Annotated in this window: 20 protein-coding genes, 1 rRNA gene and 1 other annotated feature; of the genes, 12 read left to right on the top strand and 9 right to left on the bottom strand. The window is 52.7% G+C overall.

Annotated features, from left to right (window positions below):
* Nucleotides 1-21: 21 nt before the first annotated feature.
* Nucleotides 22-1,308 (bottom strand): HlyC/CorC family transporter, encoded by a 1,287-nt coding sequence (locus tag LH86_RS00410; RefSeq protein WP_039286882.1) that lies wholly within the window; start codon nucleotides 1,306-1,308, stop codon nucleotides 22-24.
* Nucleotides 1,309-1,332: 24 nt separating this feature from the next.
* A complete protein-coding gene (locus tag LH86_RS00405) occupies nucleotides 1,333-2,121 on the bottom strand; it encodes a cytochrome C assembly family protein (protein ID WP_008458173.1) in 789 nt (262 codons plus the stop codon).
* Nucleotides 2,122-2,288: 167 nt separating this feature from the next.
* Here LH86_RS00405 and ffh point away from each other — a divergent pair, with 167 nt between their 5' ends.
* The 5 genes from ffh (at nucleotide 2,289) to rplS (ending at nucleotide 5,914) form a co-directional block, all read left to right on the top strand.
* On the top strand, nucleotides 2,289-3,650 hold the full coding sequence (ffh, locus tag LH86_RS00400; protein ID WP_039297411.1) for a signal recognition particle protein: 1,362 nt from the start codon (nucleotides 2,289-2,291) through the stop codon (nucleotides 3,648-3,650).
* A 247-nt stretch (nucleotides 3,651-3,897) separates the two neighbouring features.
* Complete coding sequence (rpsP, locus tag LH86_RS00395) at nucleotides 3,898-4,146, top strand: 30S ribosomal protein S16 (RefSeq protein WP_038479704.1); 249 nt, start codon at nucleotides 3,898-3,900, stop codon at nucleotides 4,144-4,146.
* An 18-nt stretch (nucleotides 4,147-4,164) separates the two neighbouring features.
* Nucleotides 4,165-4,713 (top strand): ribosome maturation factor RimM, encoded by a 549-nt coding sequence (gene rimM, locus LH86_RS00390; protein WP_008458170.1) that lies wholly within the window; start codon nucleotides 4,165-4,167, stop codon nucleotides 4,711-4,713.
* Nucleotides 4,714-4,759: 46 nt separating this feature from the next.
* Nucleotides 4,760-5,527 (top strand): tRNA (guanosine(37)-N1)-methyltransferase TrmD, encoded by a 768-nt coding sequence (gene trmD, locus LH86_RS00385; RefSeq protein ID WP_039297408.1) that lies wholly within the window; start codon nucleotides 4,760-4,762, stop codon nucleotides 5,525-5,527.
* Nucleotides 5,528-5,566: 39 nt separating this feature from the next.
* The gene (rplS, locus tag LH86_RS00380; RefSeq protein ID WP_008458168.1) at nucleotides 5,567-5,914 is read left to right on the top strand and encodes a 50S ribosomal protein L19; all 348 of its coding nucleotides are present in this window, start codon (nucleotides 5,567-5,569) and stop codon (nucleotides 5,912-5,914) included.
* A 74-nt stretch (nucleotides 5,915-5,988) separates the two neighbouring features.
* On the opposite strand, the gene LH86_RS00375 is transcribed toward rplS, so the two are convergent.
* Genes LH86_RS00375 through LH86_RS00365 form a run of 3 tightly spaced genes read right to left on the bottom strand, consistent with a single transcriptional unit; the run spans nucleotide 5,989 to nucleotide 8,178 of the window.
* Nucleotides 5,989-6,474 (bottom strand): OmpA family protein, encoded by a 486-nt coding sequence (locus LH86_RS00375; protein WP_039297405.1) that lies wholly within the window; start codon nucleotides 6,472-6,474, stop codon nucleotides 5,989-5,991.
* Nucleotides 6,471-7,715, bottom strand: a complete 1,245-nt coding sequence (gene dgcN, locus LH86_RS00370; RefSeq protein ID WP_039297402.1) for a diguanylate cyclase DgcN — start codon at nucleotides 7,713-7,715, stop codon at nucleotides 6,471-6,473. The genes LH86_RS00375 and dgcN overlap by 4 nt, the downstream gene beginning before the upstream one ends.
* Nucleotides 7,708-8,178 carry a YfiR family protein gene (locus LH86_RS00365; protein WP_231562723.1) on the bottom strand — a complete coding sequence of 157 codons (471 nt, stop codon included), beginning with the start codon at nucleotides 8,176-8,178 and terminating at the stop codon, nucleotides 7,708-7,710. Before LH86_RS00365 ends, dgcN begins: the two co-directional genes overlap by 8 nt.
* A 541-nt stretch (nucleotides 8,179-8,719) precedes the next feature.
* On the opposite strand from LH86_RS00365, the gene aroF reads away from it, so the two are divergent.
* The 3 genes from aroF (at nucleotide 8,720) to LH86_RS00350 (ending at nucleotide 11,872) form a co-directional block, all read left to right on the top strand.
* Nucleotides 8,720-9,790, top strand: a complete 1,071-nt coding sequence (gene aroF, locus LH86_RS00360; protein ID WP_039297395.1) for a 3-deoxy-7-phosphoheptulonate synthase AroF — start codon at nucleotides 8,720-8,722, stop codon at nucleotides 9,788-9,790.
* A 10-nt stretch (nucleotides 9,791-9,800) separates the two neighbouring features.
* Nucleotides 9,801-10,922 carry a bifunctional chorismate mutase/prephenate dehydrogenase gene (gene tyrA, locus LH86_RS00355; protein ID WP_039297392.1) on the top strand — a complete coding sequence of 374 codons (1,122 nt, stop codon included), beginning with the start codon at nucleotides 9,801-9,803 and terminating at the stop codon, nucleotides 10,920-10,922.
* A 77-nt stretch (nucleotides 10,923-10,999) separates the two neighbouring features.
* On the top strand, nucleotides 11,000-11,872 hold the full coding sequence (locus tag LH86_RS00350) for an SMP-30/gluconolactonase/LRE family protein (RefSeq protein ID WP_039297389.1): 873 nt from the start codon (nucleotides 11,000-11,002) through the stop codon (nucleotides 11,870-11,872).
* Between the two features lie 37 nt (nucleotides 11,873-11,909).
* Here the strand turns inward: LH86_RS00350 and pheA are convergent, their stop codons facing one another.
* The 4 genes from pheA to bamD form a co-directional block, all read right to left on the bottom strand.
* Nucleotides 11,910-13,070: a bifunctional chorismate mutase/prephenate dehydratase gene (gene pheA / locus LH86_RS00345; RefSeq protein ID WP_039297386.1), complete on the bottom strand. Its 1,161-nt coding sequence runs from the start codon at nucleotides 13,068-13,070 to the stop codon at nucleotides 11,910-11,912.
* Nucleotides 13,071-13,091: 21 nt separating this feature from the next.
* Nucleotides 13,092-13,216, bottom strand: a sequence feature (Phe leader region).
* Nucleotides 13,168-13,215: a pheA operon leader peptide PheL gene (gene pheL, locus LH86_RS22700; protein WP_193216298.1), complete on the bottom strand. Its 48-nt coding sequence runs from the start codon at nucleotides 13,213-13,215 to the stop codon at nucleotides 13,168-13,170. Its footprint overlaps the feature before it by 48 nt.
* 108 nt (nucleotides 13,217-13,324) lie before the next feature.
* Nucleotides 13,325-13,669 carry a ribosome-associated translation inhibitor RaiA gene (gene raiA / locus LH86_RS00340; protein WP_008458158.1) on the bottom strand — a complete coding sequence of 115 codons (345 nt, stop codon included), beginning with the start codon at nucleotides 13,667-13,669 and terminating at the stop codon, nucleotides 13,325-13,327.
* 268 nt (nucleotides 13,670-13,937) lie between these two features.
* Entirely contained in the window at nucleotides 13,938-14,675 is a 738-nt protein-coding gene (gene bamD, locus LH86_RS00335; RefSeq protein WP_008458157.1) for an outer membrane protein assembly factor BamD, read from the bottom strand.
* 133 nt (nucleotides 14,676-14,808) lie between these two features.
* On the opposite strand from bamD, the gene rluD reads away from it, so the two are divergent.
* The 4 genes from rluD (at nucleotide 14,809) to LH86_RS00315 (ending at nucleotide 21,208) form a co-directional block, all read left to right on the top strand.
* Nucleotides 14,809-15,789 (top strand): 23S rRNA pseudouridine(1911/1915/1917) synthase RluD, encoded by a 981-nt coding sequence (gene rluD, locus LH86_RS00330; protein WP_008458156.1) that lies wholly within the window; start codon nucleotides 14,809-14,811, stop codon nucleotides 15,787-15,789.
* Nucleotides 15,786-16,517 carry a purine nucleoside phosphorylase YfiH gene (gene yfiH / locus LH86_RS00325; RefSeq protein ID WP_039297383.1) on the top strand — a complete coding sequence of 244 codons (732 nt, stop codon included), beginning with the start codon at nucleotides 15,786-15,788 and terminating at the stop codon, nucleotides 16,515-16,517. Before rluD ends, yfiH begins: the two co-directional genes overlap by 4 nt.
* Nucleotides 16,518-16,647: 130 nt before the next feature.
* Nucleotides 16,648-19,221, top strand: a complete 2,574-nt coding sequence (gene clpB, locus LH86_RS00320; RefSeq protein ID WP_039286837.1) for an ATP-dependent chaperone ClpB — start codon at nucleotides 16,648-16,650, stop codon at nucleotides 19,219-19,221.
* A gap of 447 nt (nucleotides 19,222-19,668) precedes the next feature.
* Nucleotides 19,669-21,208 (top strand): 16S ribosomal RNA (locus tag LH86_RS00315).
* Nucleotides 21,209-21,215 lie beyond the last annotated feature (7 nt).

Raw genomic sequence — 21,215 nt, 5'->3', positions numbered from 1 at the left:
CTGAGGCTGGCTTTTTTGTCTCTATTGCTCCACGCTTTGCCGCAAAGGCTTCACCGGCGTGACGCGCACCTGCTTAATCATGTTGTCCTGTACGTCTAGAATATCGATGTCGTACTGACTGAGCCGGATGCGGGTCCCTGCCGCAGGGATCTCCTGAATCTCTTCCAGAATCATCCCGTTTACCGTGCGGGCGTCGTCTTCCGGCAGCGTCCAGTTAAAGGCTTTGTTGAGTTCTCGCACATTGGCGCTGCCTTCGATAATAACCGAGCCGTCGTTTTGCGGCGTGACTTCTTCCGCAAGCGTTGGAGACATGGACGTGGTGAAGTCCCCGACGATCTCTTCCAGAATATCTTCTACGGTCACCAGCCCCTGGATATCGCCGTATTCATCCACCACCAGGCCAACTTTCTTTTTATTGCGCTGGAATTTCACCAACTGCACGCTGAGCGGGGTGCCTTCCGGCACAAAGTAAATCTCATCGGCGGAGCGGAGCATCACCTCCTTGGTGAACTCTTTTTTCTCGGTCATCAGGCGGTAGGCTTCGCGGACGCGCAGCATGCCGATGGCATCATCCAGGCTGTCGCGGTAGAGCACGATGCGGCCGTGCGGGGAGTGCGTTAACTGGCGGACGATGGACTTCCAGTCGTCATTTATATTGATGCCGACGATTTCGTTTCGCGGCACCATGATGTCGTCGACGCTGACCTTTTCCAAATCCAGGACCGACAGCAGCATATCCTGGTTGCGCCGCGAAATTTGCGAGCGGGATTCATGCACGATGGTTCGCAGCTCGTCTTTGCTGAGGGCGGTGCTAATAATGTTGTCGACCTTGATGCCAACCATGCGCATCAGGAGGCGGGTAATGGTATTCAGCAGCCAGACCAGCGGCATCATCAGGAATTGCAGCGGGCCGAGCAGCCAACTGCTTGGGTAGGCCACTTTTTCCGGGTACAAGGCGGCGATGGTTTTAGGCAGAACTTCGGCAAACACCAGCACAACAAAGGTTAAAACGCCGGTCGCTATTGCCACACCTGCGTTACCGTAAAGGCGAATGCCGACGATGGTTGCCAGCGCAGAAGCCAGAATATTCACCAGGTTATTGCCGATTAACACCAGGCTAATCAGGCGGTCTGGTTTACGCAGGAGTTTTTCAACGCGCTTCGCTGCCCGGTTGCCCTGTTTGGCGCGGTGGCGCAGGCGGTAGCGGTTTAGCGTCATCATGCCGGTTTCTGAACCGGAGAAGTACGCGGACACCACCACCATGATGATCAGGGTGACGATCAGCGTGGTGGTTGAGATGTGTTCCAAAAGTGATTTCCTTTAAGAGATTAACTAGCTAACGAACTGCTGCAGGACACGGCTGCCAAAATAAGCGAGGGTTAAAATGCCCGCGCCGGCAACGTTGAACCAGACCACGCGACGGCCTCGCCATCCTTCATGATAGTGTCCCCAGAGCAGAACGACGTAGACAAACCAGGCGAGAATCGATAGCACGGCTTTGTCGACGTTTTCCATGCTGAACAGGTTTTTCATGTAAAAGAGGCCGGTGCACAGCGTCAACGTTAACAGGACAACACCCACCTGGGTGATATGAAACATTTTACGCTCGATCACCATCAGCGGCGGCATTTCTGCGCTGAAGGCCAGTTTTTTGTTCTTTAATTGATAGTCAATCCACGCCAGCTGCAAAGCGTATAGCGCGGCAATGATCAGCGTTGCATAGGCAAAGAGCGACAGGCCAATATGCACCATCATCCCCGGTGTGGCTTCGAGATGGGTGATAAATTCGTTGGGCATAAAGGTCGCCAGCGCCAGATTTATCAGCGCAAAGGCGTAAACAATCGGTAACAGTAGCCAGCCCCGATTACGGGAGGCGACAATGGTCATCACCGTACAAATCATCAGGCTGACGAGAGAGCCCACGTTCAGCAGGCTCAGGTTTTGCCCACCATCGACGGTGAAGAAGCGCGCTTCCAGCGCCAGCGCATGGCTGACCAGAGCAATGGCGGCGGACAAAATGGCAAAGCGGCGCCATCCGCTGTTCTTCCGCAGAAGACCGGGAATGATCAGCGCCAGGCTGACGGAGTAGGCTACAAGCGCAAGAATGGCGAAAACGGGCATAGTAAGGTGTCGGTCAAATTGGCCAGAGAACAAAAAAGTCAGTATAACGTTACCTGTCGCCTGCTCCAACCGTTGGATCACACCCGAGGCGGCTTCATGTTATAATCCGCCAAATTCAGTTTTGTGTCGCGAGCTGCGGCCCCAGTTACCACGTTAGGCAAAATACCATGTTTGATAATTTAACAGACCGTCTGTCGCGTACCCTGCGCAATATTAGCGGCCGTGGGCGGCTAACCGAAGAAAACGTTAAAGAGACGCTGCGCGAAGTGCGCATGGCGCTGCTGGAGGCGGACGTTGCGCTGCCGGTAGTGCGTGATTTTATTAGCCGCGTTAAAGAAAAAGCGGTGGGGCATGAAGTCAACAAAAGCCTGACTCCGGGCCAGGAGTTCGTCAAAATCGTTCGCGCTGAACTGGTTTCCGCGATGGGCGAAGAGAACAGCAGCCTGAACCTGGCGGCGCAGCCACCGGCAGTCGTGCTGATGGCGGGCCTGCAGGGGGCCGGTAAAACCACCAGCGTCGGTAAGTTAGGTAAATTCCTGCGCGAAAAGCAGAAGAAAAAAGTATTGGTGGTTTCAGCGGACGTTTATCGCCCTGCGGCGATTAAACAGCTGGAAACTTTGGCCCAGCAGGTTGAAGTGGACTTCTTCCCGTCTGACGCTCAGCAAAAACCTGTCGATATCGTTAACGCAGCGCTGAAAGAAGCGAAGCTGAAGTTCTACGACGTGCTGCTGGTGGATACCGCCGGTCGTCTGCACGTTGACGAAGCGATGATGGAGGAAATCAAACAGGTTCATGCCGCGATTAAGCCGGTAGAAACGTTGTTTGTGGTTGATGCCATGACCGGTCAGGATGCGGCGAATACCGCGAAGGCGTTCAACGAAGCGCTGCCGCTGACCGGTGTGGTGCTGACTAAAGTGGACGGCGACGCCCGCGGCGGTGCAGCGCTGTCAATTCGCCATATCACCGGCAAACCAATCAAGTTCCTCGGCGTGGGTGAGAAAACCGAAGCGCTGGAGCCGTTCCACCCGGACCGTATTGCCTCCCGTATCCTCGGCATGGGTGACGTGCTGTCGTTGATTGAAGATATCGAAAGCAAGGTTGACCGCGCGCAGGCTGAGAAACTTGCCAGCAAGCTGAAAAAAGGCGATGGCTTCGACCTGACCGACTTCCTTGAGCAGCTCAAGCAGATGAAGAACATGGGCGGCATGGCGAGCATGATGAGCAAGCTGCCGGGCATGGGTCAGTTGCCGGATAACGTCAAATCCCAGATGGACGACAAAGTGCTGGTGCGTATGGAGGCGATTATCAGCTCGATGACGCTGAAAGAACGCGCGCAGCCGGACATCATCAAGGGTTCCCGCAAGCGCCGTATCGCGCAGGGTTCCGGCATGCAGGTGCAGGACGTTAACCGTTTACTGAAGCAGTTTGACGACATGCAGCGCATGATGAAGAAAATGAAAAAAGGCGGCATGGCCAAAATGATGCGCGGTATGAAAGGGATGATGCCGCCAGGTTTCCCTGGCCGCTAATTGCCCTGGTTTACTTACCATTTTGACGCCGGGGTGTGAGCGTTATCCTTGCGTGCGACGTGTACGCTCCGGTGACTGCGCGTTCGGCGTCGCAAAACTGGCTTCATCGCAAACGGCCTTTTGCAGCAGAGTGATTAACTGCTGATTGCATTTTCCACAGAAATCAGTAAAATTTTCGGGCTTTTAATATGACACCGGGCTCCATCCCTCGATGGGGCCCGGCGTTTTATTCACTAAAGAGGATGTTATGGTAACTATTCGTTTAGCACGTCACGGCGCTAAAAAGCGTCCGTTCTACCAGGTTGTCGTTACTGATAGCCGTAATGCACGTAACGGTCGCTTCATTGAGCGCGTTGGTTTCTTCAACCCTATCGCTAACGAGAAAGAAGAAGGCGTTCGCCTGGATCTGGATCGCGTAGCTCATTGGGTTGGCCAGGGCGCAACCGTTTCTGATCGCGTTGCTGCGCTGATCAAAGAAGCTAAGAAAGCAGCTTAATCTGTCACGGTGGTCATGATGAGCAAGCAACTCGCCGCACAGGTTCCTGTTAACCCAATTGTGTTGGGCAAGATGGGCTCCTCCTACGGTATTCGTGGTTGGCTCAGAGTGTTTTCCTCCACCGAAGACGCCGAAAGCATTTTTGACTACCAGCCCTGGTTTATCCAGCGCGGCGGTCAGTGGCAGCAAGTACAGCTGGAAAGCTGGAAGCACCACAATCAGGATCTGATCATCAAGCTGCAAGGCGTTGACGATCGGGATGCCGCGAATCTTCTGACCAATTGCGAAATTGTCGTGGATTCAACGCAACTGCCGGCTCTTGAAGCGGGTGACTATTACTGGAAAGACCTTATGGGCTGCCAGGTAGTGACCACTCAAGGGTACCAGCTCGGTAAAGTCATCGACATGATGGAAACCGGCTCGAATGACGTTCTCGTCATCAAGGCAAACCTGAAAGATGCATTTGGTATCAAGGAGCGGCTGGTTCCGTTCCTCGATGGGCAGGTTATCAAGAAAGTCGATCTCGCTACTCAAACCATTGAAGTAGATTGGGATCCTGGTTTTTAAAACTCCGAAATCATACGGTAGTCGTTAGCATAGTGGGGATTGGCTTGTGTTTATTGGTATTGTTAGCCTGTTTCCTGAGATGTTCCGCGCAATTACCGATTACGGGGTAACTGGCCGGGCAGTAAAAAATGGCCTGCTGAGCATTCAAAGCTGGAGTCCGCGCGACTTCACCTATGACCGGCACCGTACCGTGGACGATCGTCCTTACGGCGGCGGACCGGGAATGCTGATGATGGTGAACCCGTTACGGGAAGCCATCCACGCAGCGAAAGCAGCGGCAGGGGAAGGTGCTAAGGTTATCTATCTTTCACCTCAGGGGCGCAAGCTTGATCAAGCGGGCGTCAGTGAACTGGCAGCAAACGAGAAGTTAATTCTGGTTTGTGGTCGTTACGAAGGGATCGATGAGCGCGTGATCCAAACCGAAATTGACGAAGAATGGTCAATCGGCGATTACGTTCTCAGCGGCGGTGAGCTACCAGCGATGACGCTGATTGACTCAGTCTCCCGGTTTATTCCGGGCGTTTTGGGGCATGAAGCATCGGCAACCGAAGATTCGTTTGCTGAAGGGTTGCTGGATTGCCCTCACTACACCCGGCCTGAAGTGTTGGATGGCATGGAAGTACCGGCGGTGTTATTGTCGGGGAACCATGCGGAGATTCGCCGTTGGCGCCTGAAACAGTCGCTGGGCCGCACCTGGCTTAGAAGACCTGAACTTTTGGAAAACCTGGCTCTGACTGAAGAGCAAGCAAGGTTGCTGGCGGAGTTCAAAAAAGAGCATACGCAACAGCAACATAAACATGATGGGCAGGCGTGAGCCCCCAAATATCAGTTTACCCAGGATAAGAGATAAATTATGAGCAATATTATTAAGCAACTTGAACAAGAACAGATGAAACAGGATGTACCTTCCTTCCGTCCGGGCGACTCCGTGGAAGTGAAAGTATGGGTCGTTGAAGGTTCTAAAAAACGTCTGCAGGCATTTGAGGGCGTGGTTATCGCTATCCGTAACCGCGGTCTGCACTCTGCATTCACTGTTCGTAAAATTTCCAACGGCGAAGGTGTTGAGCGTGTATTCCAGACTCACTCCCCAGTAATCGACAGCATTACTGTTAAACGTCGTGGTGCCGTTCGTAAAGCTAAACTGTACTACCTGCGTGAGCGTACTGGTAAGTCTGCTCGTATCAAAGAGCGTCTTAACTAAGATTCGCTTAGGCGACATCCAAATAAAAGGGCTGCCATCTGGCAGCCCTTTTTTATGCGCTGAATTTGTTGAAACTATGGGGCGGTGATAACGACCGCGACACGGCGGTTTTCAGCACGCCCTTCGCCGGTGTTGTTGCTGGCAACCGGGTATTTCTTACCCTGGCCTTGAGTGGTCAGGTTACTGCGAGGGATGTGAGCACCTTCGGCCCAGGCATCTGCCACGATGTTAGCTCGCTTGAGGGATAGTTGTTCGTTGTAGCCGTCCTCACCGTAGTTATCGGTATGGCCATCCATACGGGCGTGCTTCAGGCCGGTTGCTGAAAGTTTGGCGGCCATGCTCTGAATGGTTTGATAGCTTTCAGGCTGTAGTTTGTACTGGTTCTTACCAAACAGGATCTTGTCTGACAGCCCAAGTGACCAACCGTCATTTGACTCAGAGAAGCCGTATGAGCGCATCGCGGCGACTTGCTCAGGAGAGAACGTCGATGGCGGTGCCTGGCAGCCGGTTAACAGAAACGAGAAGAGGATTGCCGGTGCAAATAAGCGTGAAGCTTTCATAATGTATCCCTTTGGGGCTGTTTTATTAGCAACTCACGTTGCTTGTGTTTTTCTATGTACATATTGCGGTCAGCGGTTTCCATCAGGTTCTCCGCTGAGGTGATATCTTTTGCGAGCGCAACGCCGATGCTTAGGGTCATGGTGACCCAGTGCTCACCAGGTAAAAGGATTGGCTGTTCGACGATCTCTTTCAGTTGCTTCAGCACGGAAGTGGCCTGCTCTTCGCTATCCACCGAATGAAGCAGCATGGCAAATTCATCACCGCCAAGGCGGAAGGCAAGGTGGCGAGTGCTGGCAAACACCAGCAGCCGTTTTGCGACCTCGATAAGCACGGCATCCCCGGCCGCATGTCCCCAGGTATCGTTAACAAATTTGAAGTTGTCGCCGTCCATAAACAGCAACGCGCTGTTCTGGAGTGTTTCGGGATCTGCAATCAGTTTATCCAGCGCGGTTCGGAAGGCCGCCCGGTTTGCCAGACCCGTTAGTGAGTCCTGCAGGGCCGTTTTCTGCAGCGAAGCATTTTTCAGCTGAAGCTGTTTTTGCCATTCTTCCATCTCATCCAGCAGGCTGTTAAAGTCCTGGGCAAAAAGGTGGAACTCCTCAATTTTTTCCGGTGATACGCGGCGAGAAAAGTTACGGTTGCTGCGAACGTCGTGCACAACATCGGTGATATTCTGCAGCGCGGCATCAATATCTCGATGTAAATGGCGTGAAATACCTAATGCAATAACTGAAGCGAGTAAAATACAGGCCGTCAGCACGCCTAATGAGAGCCAGACAAACAGGGTCACGGTAGCATCCGTACCTATCAGGCGCATTTCACCGATGATTTTACCGTTATGCCAGATAGGCTGCCTGATCGGATGAGGATATAGCCATCGGGTGACCAGGCCTCCCACCATGTCGTGCTGAGAGGGCTTGTCTGCCTGCCAATGCGTTAGCTCCTGACCATTAACATCAACCACTTTTGCGGCGGTAAATTGCCCTTGTTTGCCCAGCACGGACAGGGTTTCATTGGCCGCTGTGCCATCACGGAAAACAACGGCAGCTTCGAGGCTGTGACTCACTGTCACTGCCAGCAATTCGAGATTTTTTTGCGCATACTGTTTTAGCGTCAGCATCGAGGCGACGGAAAGCAGTAGCCAGACAACCAACATGGCAATGACCACGCTGATTATGCTGATTCTACGTAACGTTCCTTTAAACGTTGGACGTGACGACGTGGTCAAATCCTTATTCATGACTATTATTCCCTGGCCGGGCCAGCAGTAATACATCCGGACTAACCCTGACGCCGCTGCGGCTGAGTGCATCAAGGTTTACCGAAAAAGAAACTGCGTCATTATGAATATTCAGGCAGAAAGCACTGCCAATTATGCATTGTGGGTTCTGCTCGGCAATGAGTAATAAAGGCCGGGATTGATAACGTTCTATTAATTGCAACTGCTGTTGTGGTGACTCGTTACCAAAATATATCCCGTCGCAGTTCGCTCGCAATGCCTCGTCTGATGACTGAACGAGCAGGGGTTGATATGAGATATCGTTATTTTCCGTGCTTAGCGTCGCGGCATAGGTTGCCGTTGAAAATATGCAGAGCTTTGGAAGCCCCTGCAACTGAGGCCAACGCGTGTAGCTGACAATCCCGGCCACTGTAGTGCGGACTTTGTCGGGCAGCACGGCGCTCGTTGCCTGCGCAGCTTGCATTCTGAATATTGTTAGCAGGAGGACGATACACGTTAAAAATAACGTCAGCCCGCGGAGTTGAGACGTGGTTTTCACGCGGCACCAGCCCAAAAGCATCCTGGCCAGTGAAACCAGCCTTTATTATTTATGATGTTGCCTTTGAGCATATCACTCCCACGTATTTCCGTCATTCATTCCCAGGTACGATGATATTCCTGATTATCCAAAATAATAACGAGAATAGCCCTGGAATGATGGCGTAAATCGTTATCGGCTTCCCCCACGAAAAACGCACACGCAAGGGATAATATCAGCATAGAAGGCGGAATGAATTTTTACGCGTGCTTTTGTTTAGTCATGCATTTTTGCCCGAAAAATACGCATCTTTATGCCTCTTGTAACTATTTATTTACAGTAAAGGCGGTTTTATGCGGGATTTAATTGCCTGTGTAACGATTGTTTTACGTATAATGGATTGCAATCTTTACTGTTGGCGGTTACAGTAAGCCCTCCTCTACGAGGAAACGACTATCGCAAACGAGCTAAATACAGGACAGACATCATGCAAAAAGACGCGCTTAACAACGTTCATATCTCTGACGAACAGATACTCATCACGCCGGACCAGCTGAAAGCGGAATTTCCACTCACTGCGGCTCAGGAAGCGCAAATTGAGCAGTCCCGCCAGACGATCTCCAATATTATTGCTGGCCGCGATCCGCGCCTGCTGGTTGTTTGTGGACCTTGCTCGATCCACGATCCGGAAGCTGCGATTGAATACGCTCGTCGTTTTAAAGTTCTGTCTGAACAAGTTAGCGATAGTCTGTACCTCGTGATGCGCGTCTATTTTGAAAAGCCTCGTACGACCGTGGGTTGGAAAGGGCTTATCAACGACCCGCACATGGATGGCTCGTTTGATGTGGAAGCAGGGCTGAAAATTGCGCGTCGCCTGCTGGTTGAGCTGGTAAGCCTGGGGCTGCCGCTGGCAACCGAGGCACTGGATCCAAATAGCCCGCAATACCTGGGCGATCTGTTTAGCTGGTCTGCAATTGGTGCTCGTACCACTGAATCCCAGACCCACCGTGAAATGGCTTCCGGCCTTTCTATGCCGGTTGGTTTTAAAAATGGGACTGACGGTAGTCTGGGCACGGCGATTAACGCGATGCGTGCTGCTGCAATGCCGCACCGTTTCGTGGGTATCAACCAGGCAGGGCAGGTTTGTCTGCTGCAGACTCAGGGTAACCCGGATGGGCATGTGATTCTGCGCGGCGGTAAAGCACCGAACTACAGTCCGGCTGATGTCGCTCAGTGCGAAACTGAAATGCAGAAAGCAGGCCTGCGTCCTTCCTTGATGATCGATTGCAGCCACGGCAACTCAAATAAAGACTTCCGTCGCCAGCCGGGCGTGGCCGAATCCGCCATTGCTCAGATTAAAGATGGTAACCGCTCTATTATTGGCCTGATGATTGAAAGTAATATCCATGAAGGGAATCAATCATCAGAGCAGCCGCGCAGCGAAATGAAATACGGCGTGTCCGTTACCGATGCCTGCATCGACTGGGAAACTACGGACAGCCTGCTGCGTGAGATCCACAAAGATCTGAGCGGCGTGCTGGCGGCTCGTCAGGCATAAGAGGTTTACTATGGTGGCTGAATTGACCGCGCTACGCGATCAAATCGATGAAGTGGATAAAGCGTTACTGGATTTGCTGGCTAAGCGGCTGGAGCTGGTAGCGGAAGTGGGTGAAGTCAAAAGTCGCTTCGGCTTGCCGATTTATGTGCCGGAGCGAGAAACCTCCATGCTGGCATCTCGCCGGAAAGAGGCTGAAGCTCTGGGCGTTCCGCCGGATTTAATTGAGGATGTGCTGCGCCGTGTGATGCGTGAGTCGTACTCCAGCGAGAACGATAAGGGCTTTAAAACCCTGCATCCTGCACTGCGCCCGGTGGTGATTGTGGGCGGCGGTGGCCAGATGGGGCGTCTGTTTGAAAAAATGCTGACGCTTTCCGGCTACCAGGTTCGTATTCTTGAAAAAGAAGACTGGGACAAAGCACCGCAGCTGCTGGCCGATGCGGGAATGGTGATTGTCAGCGTGCCGATTCATATCACCGAGCAGGTTATTGCTAAGCTGCCTCCTCTGCCAGCGGACTGTATCCTGGTGGATTTAGCTTCGGTGAAGAATGGCCCGCTGCAGGCAATGCTTGCCGTACATTCTGGCCCGGTACTTGGCCTGCACCCGATGTTTGGCCCGGACAGCGGCAGCCTGGCAAAACAGGTTGTGGTCTACTGTGATGGCCGTCAGCCAGAAGCCTATCAGTGGCTGCTGGAACAGATTCAGGTCTGGGGTGCGCGCTTGCACCGCTCCAGCGCGGTTGAGCATGACCAGAACATGGCGTTTATTCAGGCTTTGCGCCATTTCGCCACATTCGCATATGGCCTGCATCTGGCGGAAGAAAATGTGCAGCTTGAGCAGCTGCTGGCGCTGTCTTCGCCGATTTACCGCCTGGAGCTGGCGATGGTGGGGCGGCTGTTTGCTCAGGATCCACAGCTGTATGCCGACATAATCATGTCGTCGGAAAGTAACCTGGCGCTGATCAAGCGCTATTACAAACGGTTCGGCGAGGCGATTGGTCTGCTGGAACACGGCGACAAACAGGCGTTTATCGACAGCTTCCGGAAAGTGGAGCACTGGTTCGGGGATTACGCGCAGCGTTTCCAGAATGAGAGCCGCGTTCTGTTACGGCAGGCAAATGATAACCGTCAGTAAGTGCCAAAAGGTCTTATAATCAAAAGCCAGTGGGAGTCTGCCCGCTGGCTTTTTTGTTTGTCAAAAGGATCCCTGAAATGGCTGAGCCGCAGCTGCTGTTTGACTATACCGGTCACTTACCCGAATGCCCTACGTGGAGCGCAGAAGAAGGTAGCCTCTACTGGACGGATATTCTTGAGAATGAAATCCACCGCTACCATCTGGCCAGCGGCAAACATGATGTTATTCAGTTTTCTGAAGAGGTAGGTTGCTTTGCCTTGCGCGAGCCAGGCGGGTTTATTGTGGCAATGCGCAGTGGTATCTGGCTTACCAACCAAACCGGGCTGATTGTGGGCAAAGTTTGTGATAACCCGAGTAATCCGGATTTAGCGCGTTTCAACGATGGCGGCACCGACAGGCAGGGGCGTTTTTATGCCGGCACGTTCTGGGGGCCTGGCGATTACAACGGTGCGCTACTTTGCCGGGTGGATAACGATCTGACACCGCATGTGATTCAGCACGATATCCACGGCGCAAATGGGCTGGCATTTAGCCCGGATGGAAAATGGATGTATACGTCTGACACGCCCAATGCCGTGATTTACCGGACGCCGCTGGATGAGAAAGGCGAGCCAGGCCGACGTGAAGTCTTTAGGCGGTTTACCGAAGGTGAGGGCATTCCAGATGGCGCTGCGATGGATTGCGAAGGTTATTACTGGACGGCGTTGTTCGATGGCTATCGCATTGTGCGCATTTCGCCGCAGGGTGAGATTGTGGAAGAGCATCGCTTACCCGTGCGTTGCCCGACGATGGTCTGTTTTGGCGGCGACGATATGAAAACGCTGTTTATTACCACCACCAGAGAAAACATGGACGATGAAGAGGTGGCTCGGTTACCGCTTTCCGGGGCGCTTTTCACCCTTCGCGTTGGGGTAGCAGGAATGGAAAAGCTGAAGTTTCGGGAAGTGTGATTTGTGCAGCCCGGTAGACACCGGGCTGGCATTGTTATCAGGCCGGGTCGACCGGCACCACGTTTTCGCTTGGGTAGCTGCCGAGCACTTTCAGCGAGCGGGTGATCTCGCCCAGCTCGCGTAGCGCCTTACGCATGCCCTCATCTTTCAGGTTTGCCTGAATATCCAGATAGAACATCTCTTCCCACGGGTTGCCGTTGATCGGGCGTGATTCCAGCTTGGTCATGATCAGGTTGTGATTGCGTAATACCAGCAGGGCTTCTACCAGGGCACCTGCCTGCTGACCAGTCGCCATCAGCAGTGTGGTTTTGGCGGGTACCTGGTCGGACACTTCCACGGCCTTGCGGGCCAGAACGATAAAGCGGGTGATGTTTTGAGTCTGGTTCGCGAGGTTACGCTCCAGCACCTGCAGGCCATAAAGTGCGCCACCGGCCTCGCTACCCAGTGCGGCAACGTAAGGAGAGTTAGCCTGAGCGACTTTTTCCATCGCGGCAGAGGTACTTTCTGTGTATTCAATTTTCCAGTGCGGATAACGATTGATGAACTGGCTACATTGCTGGAAAGGTTGAGGGTGGCTATAAACCGTTTGGATTTTCTCGAGGTCGGTGGAACCGGAAACCAGTACGCAGTGGTCAATTGGCACGGTCATTTCGGCGACAATCGACAAGCTGGTGTGCTGCAGTAGATCGTAGACGTCGTTAATGGCGCCCGAACTTGTGTTCTCGATTGGCACCACGGCGTAATCGGCCTGGCCGGTTTCTACCTGATTGAAGATGTCGTGGAATTTGGCACAACCGCTTTCGATGAACTGCTCAAAGTGACGCGCGGCGTACTGGCGCGCGGCAAGGTGAGAATAAGAACCTTTAGGACCGAGGAAAGCAATGCGAGCAGAATGCGGGTTCGTTTTGTTCAGGTGCTGCTGCAGCAGAGTTTGCTGGGTCAGAACGGAGTCTTCAATAATGAGCTGGAACAGGCGCGTGATGTAATGGGCATCGAGATGGTGACCTTTACCGAGAGTAATCAGACGTTCCAGTAAGTCTCTTTCACGATCGATATCGCGTACCGGGCGGTGAGAAGCGAGTTTTGCTTTGCCAACCTCAACCGCCAGCAGACGGCGCTCTGCCAGCAGGGCTAACAGCTTTTCATCCAGCGCGCTGATTTTATCGCGCAGGGCCAGCAACGGATTAATTTCGGTCATAACGCTACCTTTTCGGTGTCCATAAAAAAAGCCTCCCGTTTGGGAGGCTTGTTTGTTCGTCTTCGCATTCTTTATCACACGACGAATTGCCTCCCAGTCAGGGGAAGGTAAAAAAGAATGCGAAGAAGAACGGGAAAAGTTTCATGTCAGGTTTCCTGAGGAATCTGAGAGGTAAAGTACCTGCTCTGTTTTCGTTCTGTCAATAAAAAACGCGCCCGGAGGCGCGTTGCGGTGAGTGGAAGGAGAGTGATGTATTACTCTTCGTCAGCTTCTGCTTCTGCGAAGGACACGTCTTTCACTGAACCTGCTGCGCGACGTGCTTCACCTTTGTGTTGCACTTTATTTAACTGCCGCTCCAGTTTGTTGATCAAATCGTTGATAGCTGTGTACATATCTTCATGCCTGGCACTGGCTACGAGGTGCCCATTCGGTGTGTTAATCGTGGCATCAGCCACAAAACCTTGAGGCTCTTTGGACAAGATAATATGTGGATTAATAAGATGAGTTTGCCACTTGTCCAGTTTGCTGAGACGGTCGGCGACATGCTGGCGAATAGCTGGGGTGATTTCCATTTGCTTGCTGGTAATGTTCATTGTCATAAATTTACCTCTTGTCTTTGCCGTCTTGGTAACTCCAGCATACCGTTCTTAATGTCAAAATGTGTGATGTAAATCACGTTATTTTGTCACTTTTTGTCAAGGAGACCTTTTTGTGAGGCAGGACAGGATATGTGCTTTTAAGGCTTGTGGTTATCGGAAATCACGTCCATATTTGATGGGATGACCTGACGCTAAACCGTTTCAGTTTTTGCGTCGGCAGATAAAAAAACGGCAGCCGAGGCTGCCGTTTTTCTTGTGATATTGTCGGTCAGGTGTTGCTGCTGTTGGCGGCAATGATCTTCGCTACTTTCTCTGCCTGACCCGGCATCTGCAGCTCGCGGTAGGCATTTTCCATTAGCTTCAGGCCATCACGGGTGGCCTGAGTGTCAGGATAATCACGCAGCATACCTTCAACGCGATTAACTACTGCCACCCACGCGCCGCGTTTCGTGTAATATTGCGCCACGGAAAGCTCATACTTCGCCAGGCGATCTTTAAGGAACACGAGACGTTTAGTCGCATCGGTAACGTACTGGCTGTTCGGGTAGCCGCGCACCAGCTTCGAGAAGTCGTTAAAGGCATCGCGAGCGTGCTGTGGATCACGGTCGGAACGGTCAACGCCGAAGAAGCCCTGCAGCGCACTGTCATCCAACGCCATGTCCGTCAGGCCACGCATGTAAAGTACGTAGTCGATGTTTGGATGAGTTGGATTGAGGCGCATAAAGCGATCGATCGCCGCCTGAGCCAGCGGTAAGTCCGCATTTTTGTAGTAGGCGTAGATCAGGTCGAGCTGCACTTGCTGAGAGTACGGGCCGAATGGATAGCGGTTATCCAGCGCTTCCAGTTGCGTTATCGCAGCTTTAAAGTTACCGTCCTGCAGCTTTTGCTGGGCAGTCGCGTAGATCTCAGAAGGCGGATTATCAGGAACCTCATCCTTGGAACTGGAGCAACCAGCCAAAGCCAGGCTCAACGTGGCAGCTGCCACCAGATATTTCATGCGCGTCATGACGTTTGACTTTCCTAAGTAATGTTATTTCCGGGAGAGTTCGTGTTCCGGCTCCCGATAAAGACCAGCTACAATAGCACATTATATTAAACGGCATTGCCGTAAAACCCAACGTTAACGAAAGAAGCTGTCTATGGCACAACTAGTACAACTCACCGAAACGGTGTCCGATTCACAACTGGGTCAACGCTTAGATCAGGCATTGGCCGAATTGTTCCCGGATTATTCGCGTTCGCGCATAAAAGAATGGATTCTTGACCAGCGAGTTACGGTCAACGGCGTTGTCTGGGACAAGCCGAAAGAGAAAGTGTTGGGTGGCGAGAGCGTAACCATCAATGCTGAAATTGAAGAAGAGGTGCGCTGGGAGGCTCAGGATATCCCGCTGAATATCGTCTACGAAGATGAAGATATCCTGGTGATCAACAAGCCACGCGACCTCGTTGTTCACCCCGGTGCAGGCAACCCGGACGGTACTGTGCTCAATGCATTGCTGCACTATTACCCGCCAATTGCGGATGTGCCGCGTGCGGGCATTGTTCACCGTCTGGATAAAGACACCACCGGCCTGATGGTTGTGGCAAAAACTGTCCCGGCGCAAACTCGCCTGGTTGAAGCCCTTCAGCTGCGTGAAATCACCCGTGAGTACGAAGCAGTAGCTATTGGCCACATGACTGGTGGCGGTACGGTAGAAGAACCAATCAGCCGCCATCCAACTAAACGTACCCACATGTCCGTGCATCCAATGGGTAAACCAGCGGTGACGCACTACCGCATTATGGAACACTTCCGCGTGCACACGCGTTTGCGTCTGCGTCTGGAAACCGGTCGTACTCACCAGATCCGCGTTCACATGGCGCATATCAGTCATCCGCTGGTGGGCGATCAGCTCTACGGTGGCCGTCCTCGTCCGCCGAAAGGTGCATCGGAAGAGTTCGTCAGCGTACTGCGCAAGTTTGACCGTCAGGCGCTACACGCGACCATGCTGCGCCTGTACCATCCTATCAGCGGTATTCTGATGGAATGGAGCGCGCCAATCCCACAGGATATGGTTGAACTGATCGAAGCTCTACGCGCTGATACCGAAACCCATAAAGACCAACTGGACTGGCTATGACCAAAACCATCGTCCCGCACTGGCCGCTTCCAAAAGGTGTTGCGGCCTGTAGCTCAACCCGCGTGGGAGGCGTTAGTCTCGCGCCGTATGACTCGATGAATCTGGGTGCCCATTGCGGCGACGATCTGGCACATGTTGAAGAGAACCGCCGGCTATTTTACGCAGCCGCGGGCTTTCCTTCGAAGCCAGTCTGGCTTGAGCAGGTCCACGGGAAAACTGTGTTGAAGCTAACGGGCGAACCATATGCCTCAAAGCGAGCGGATGCTTCTTATAGCAATACGCCGGGGACGGTTTGCGCGGTGATGACGGCGGATTGCCTGCCGGTACTGTTTTGTAATGAGGCGGGAACTGAGGTCGCGGCAGCGCATGCTGGCTGGCGCGGTTTATGTGAAGGCGTGCTCGAAGAGACGGTAGCCTGTTTCCAGGATCGCCCGCAGAATATTCGTGCCTGGCTCGGGCCAGCAATTGGCCCTTTGGCGTTCGAAGTGGGGCCGGAGGTCCGTGAAGCCTTTGTGGCAAAAGACCAACAAGCAGCAAGTGCTTTCCGTGCAGCAGGTGAAAAGTACTATGCTGATATCTACCAGCTTGCAAGGCAGCGGCTGGAGAACGCGGGTGTTACGCAGGTGTACGGCGGCGACCGCTGTACCTGGAGCGAAAGTGGCGATTTCTTCTCATATCGCCGTGACAGAACAACGGGTCGTATGGCAAGTTTCATCTGGCTGATATAACCTATCGAATCAAGACGATCCAGTGCGGATAGCTCGCGCTTCATATATTTCAGGTCATTAACCTTGAATAATTGAGGGATGACCTCATTTAATCTCCAGTAGCAAATTTGACCTGTTTATGGGAGGAGTTATGCGTCTGGATCGTCTTACCAATAAATTCCAGCTTGCTCTCGCCGATGCCCAATCTCTTGCTCTTGGGCACGACAATCAATTCATCGAACCTCTGCATCTGATGAGCGCTCTGCTCAATCAGGAAGGGGGATCCGTGCGTCCGTTACTGACCTCTGCGGGAGTCAATGCGGGCAAATTACGTACCGACATCGAGCAGGCATTAAGCCGTCTGCCACAGGTAGAAGGCACCGGCGGTGACGTCCAGCCTTCTCAGGATTTGGTGCGTGTACTGAACCTGTGCGACAAACTTGCACAAAAAAGAAACGACAACTTTATTTCGTCAGAGCTTTTTGTTCTGGCGGTACTTGACTCACGCGGCACTCTGACCGACCTGCTGAAAGCAGCGGGAGCAACGCCAGCAAACGTCACCGCCGCGATTGAGCAAATGCGTGGAGGGGAGAGTGTGAACGATCAAGGTGCCGAAGACCAACGTCAGGCATTGAAGAAATACACCGTTGATTTAACTGAGCGGGCCGAACAAGGCAAGCTTGACCCGGTGATTGGCCGTGATGAAGAAATTCGCCGTACTATCCAGGTATTGCAGCGCCGTACCAAAAACAACCCGGTACTGATTGGTGAACCGGGCGTTGGTAAAACGGCCATCGTCGAAGGACTTGCGCAGCGCATCATTAATGGCGAAGTCCCTGAAGGGCTGAAAGGCCGACGCGTGCTTGCGCTGGATATGGGGGCGCTGGTGGCCGGTGCCAAATACCGGGGTGAATTTGAAGAGCGTCTTAAAGGTGTGCTCAACGATCTTGCTAAGCAAGAAGGCAACGTCATTCTGTTTATTGACGAGCTGCATACCATGGTCGGGGCAGGCAAAGCTGACGGTGCAATGGATGCCGGGAACATGCTTAAGCCAGCCCTGGCTCGAGGTGAATTGCATTGCGTTGGCGCGACCACGCTCGACGAGTACCGTCAATATATAGAAAAAGATGCCGCGCTTGAGCGTCGTTTCCAAAAAGTGTTTGTAGCAGAGCCTTCTGTAGAAGACACCATCGCGATTCTGCGTGGGCTGAAAGAACGCTATGAGCTGCATCACCATGTACAAATTACCGACCCGGCGATTGTCGCGGCAGCTACGCTGTCCCACCGTTATATTGCCGATCGCCAGTTGCCAGATAAAGCTATCGACCTCATTGATGAGGCCGCATCCAGTATTCGTATGCAGATAGACTCCAAGCCGGAAGAGCTTGATCGTCTTGACCGCCGTATTATTCAGCTCAAGCTGGAACAACAGGCGTTGAAGAAAGAATCTGATGAAGCCAGTCAGAAACGCCTCAGCATGTTGAATGAAGAGCTCGAAGATAAAGAGCGTCAGTATTCGGAGCTGGAAGAAGAGTGGAAGGCGGAGAAAGCTTCACTGTCAGGGACGCAGACCATTAAGGCTGAGCTTGAGCAGGCGAAAATCGCAATTGAGCAGGCTCGCCGCGTGGGTGACCTTGGACGCATGTCTGAATTGCAGTACGGCAAAATTCCAGAGCTTGAAAAACAGCTGGCCGCGGCAACCCAAAGCGAAGGGAAAACCATGCGTCTGCTGCGTAATAAAGTGACGGATGCAGAAATAGCAGAAGTGCTGGCTCGCTGGACCGGGATCCCGGTTGCCCGAATGCTGGAAGGGGAGCGTGACAAACTTCTGCGCATGGAAAAAGAACTGCATCAGCGGGTTATTGGCCAGGATGAAGCCGTCGAAGCCGTCTCTAACGCGATTCGCCGTAGCCGTGCCGGGTTGTCTGATCCTAATCGCCCAATCGGTTCGTTCCTGTTCCTGGGGCCAACCGGGGTAGGTAAGACTGAGTTGTGCAAAGCGTTAGCGAACTTTATGTTCGACAGCGACGATGCGATGGTGCGTATCGACATGTCCGAGTTTATGGAGAAACACTCCGTATCGCGGCTGGTGGGGGCTCCCCCCGGCTATGTCGGTTATGAAGAAGGCGGCTATCTGACAGAAGCCGTTCGTCGCCGTCCTTATTCCGTTATTCTCCTGGATGAGGTAGAGAAAGCGCATCCGGATGTGTTTAACATTCTGCTGCAGGTTCTGGACGACGGTCGTCTGACCGATGGGCAGGGGCGTACTGTTGATTTCCGTAATACGGTTGTCATTATGACCTCTAACCTTGGTTCAGACTTAATTCAGGAACGCTTCGGTGAACTGGATTACGGGCATATGAAGGATCTGGTGCTGGGCGTGGTGAGCCAAAGTTTCCGTCCGGAGTTCATCAACCGTATCGATGAGGTTGTTGTCTTCCATCCTCTTGGGGAGCGCCACATTGCTTCTATTGCTCAGATTCAGCTGCAGCGTCTGTACAAACGGCTGGAAGAGCGTGGCTATGGCGTCAGTATCTCAGATGACGCACTGAAGCTCATCAGCGAGAACGGTTACGACCCGGTCTACGGTGCACGTCCGTTGAAACGCGCGATTCAGCAGCAAATTGAGAACCCATTGGCTCAGCAAATCCTTTCCGGTGAGCTGATTCCTGGGAAAACAATCAAGCTGGAAGTCAAAGACGACCGCATTGTGGCAGTGCAGTAAGTCACGCAACGTAAAAAACGAGCCCATCCGGGCTCGTTTTTGTTTGAAAAATAGTCGCTATTGACCGGGTTTTATACTTTTAGCCTGGAAAGTGAGCGGTCAGAAAGTTTTTTCAAATTAGGGGTTGTCAGACTCTGAGAACTCCCTATAATGCGCCTCCACTGACACGGCGAAGCGGCTTCGAAAGCGGCTTCACAACCCGGTAGTCAGTCAGGCGAAAGCGAAAATAAACGCTTGACTCTGAAAGAGGAAAGCGTAATATACGCCACCTCGAGTTAGCAAGCGAAAGCGCCTAACTCACTGCTCTTTAACAATTTATCAGACAATCTGTGTGGGCACTCGCAGGATTGATATCTCAGCGTCTTCGGATGCAAACAAATATCAAGTCTTGAAGAGTGACTACTGATTTTATAAACAGTTTTAATTCTTTGAGCATCAAACACTTTTAAATTGAAGAGTTTGATCATGGCTCAGATTGAACGCTGGCGGCAGGCCTAACACATGCAAGTCGAGCGGTAGCACGGGGAGCTTGCTCCTGGGTGACGAGCGGCGGACGGGTGAGTAATGTCTGGGGATCTGCCTGATGGAGGGGGATAACTACTGGAAACGGTAGCTAATACCGCATAACGTCGCAAGACCAAAGAGGGGGACCTTCGGGCCTCTTGCCATCAGATGAACCCAGATGGGATTAGCTAGTAGGTGGGGTAATGGCTCACCTAGGCGACGATCCCTAGCTGGTCTGAGAGGATGACCAGCCACACTGGAACTGAGACACGGTCCAGACTCCTACGGGAGGCAGCAGTGGGGAATATTGCACAATGGGCGCAAGCCTGATGCAGCCATGCCGCGTGTATGAAGAAGGCCTTCGGGTTGTAAAGTACTTTCAGCGAGGAGGAAGGCATTAAGGTTAATAACCTTGGTGATTGACGTTACTCGCAGAAGAAGCACCGGCTAACTCCGTGCCAGCAGCCGCGGTAATACGGAGGGTGCAAGCGTTAATCGGAATTACTGGGCGTAAAGCGCACGCAGGCGGTTTGTTAAGTCGGATGTGAAATCCCCGGGCTCAACCTGGGAACTGCATTCGAAACTGGCAAGCTTGAGTCTTGTAGAGGGGGGTAGAATTCCAGGTGTAGCGGTGAAATGCGTAGAGATCTGGAGGAATACCGGTGGCGAAGGCGGCCCCCTGGACAAAGACTGACGCTCAGGTGCGAAAGCGTGGGGAGCAAACAGGATTAGATACCCTGGTAGTCCACGCCGTAAACGATGTCGACTTGGAGGTTGTGCCCTTGAGGCGTGGCTTCCGGAGCTAACGCGTTAAGTCGACCGCCTGGGGAGTACGGCCGCAAGGTTAAAACTCAAATGAATTGACGGGGGCCCGCACAAGCGGTGGAGCATGTGGTTTAATTCGATGCAACGCGAAGAACCTTACCTACTCTTGACATCCAGAGAACTTTCCAGAGATGGATTGGTGCCTTCGGGAACTCTGAGACAGGTGCTGCATGGCTGTCGTCAGCTCGTGTTGTGAAATGTTGGGTTAAGTCCCGCAACGAGCGCAACCCTTATCCTTTGTTGCCAGCGGTTCGGCCGGGAACTCAAAGGAGACTGCCAGTGATAAACTGGAGGAAGGTGGGGATGACGTCAAGTCATCATGGCCCTTACGAGTAGGGCTACACACGTGCTACAATGGCGCATACAAAGAGAAGCGACCTCGCGAGAGCAAGCGGACCTCATAAAGTGCGTCGTAGTCCGGATTGGAGTCTGCAACTCGACTCCATGAAGTCGGAATCGCTAGTAATCGTAGATCAGAATGCTACGGTGAATACGTTCCCGGGCCTTGTACACACCGCCCGTCACACCATGGGAGTGGGTTGCAAAAGAAGTAGGTAGCTTAACCTTCGGGAGGGCGCTTACCACTTTGTGATTCATGACTGGGGTGAAGTCGTAACAAGGTAACCGTAGGGGAACCTGCGGTTGGATCACCTCCTTACCTAATA

The organism is Cedecea neteri (genome assembly GCF_000758325.1).
GTDB lineage: Bacteria > Pseudomonadota > Gammaproteobacteria > Enterobacterales > Enterobacteriaceae > Cedecea > Cedecea neteri_B.
This window is presented reverse-complemented; position numbering and strand designations above follow the sequence as displayed.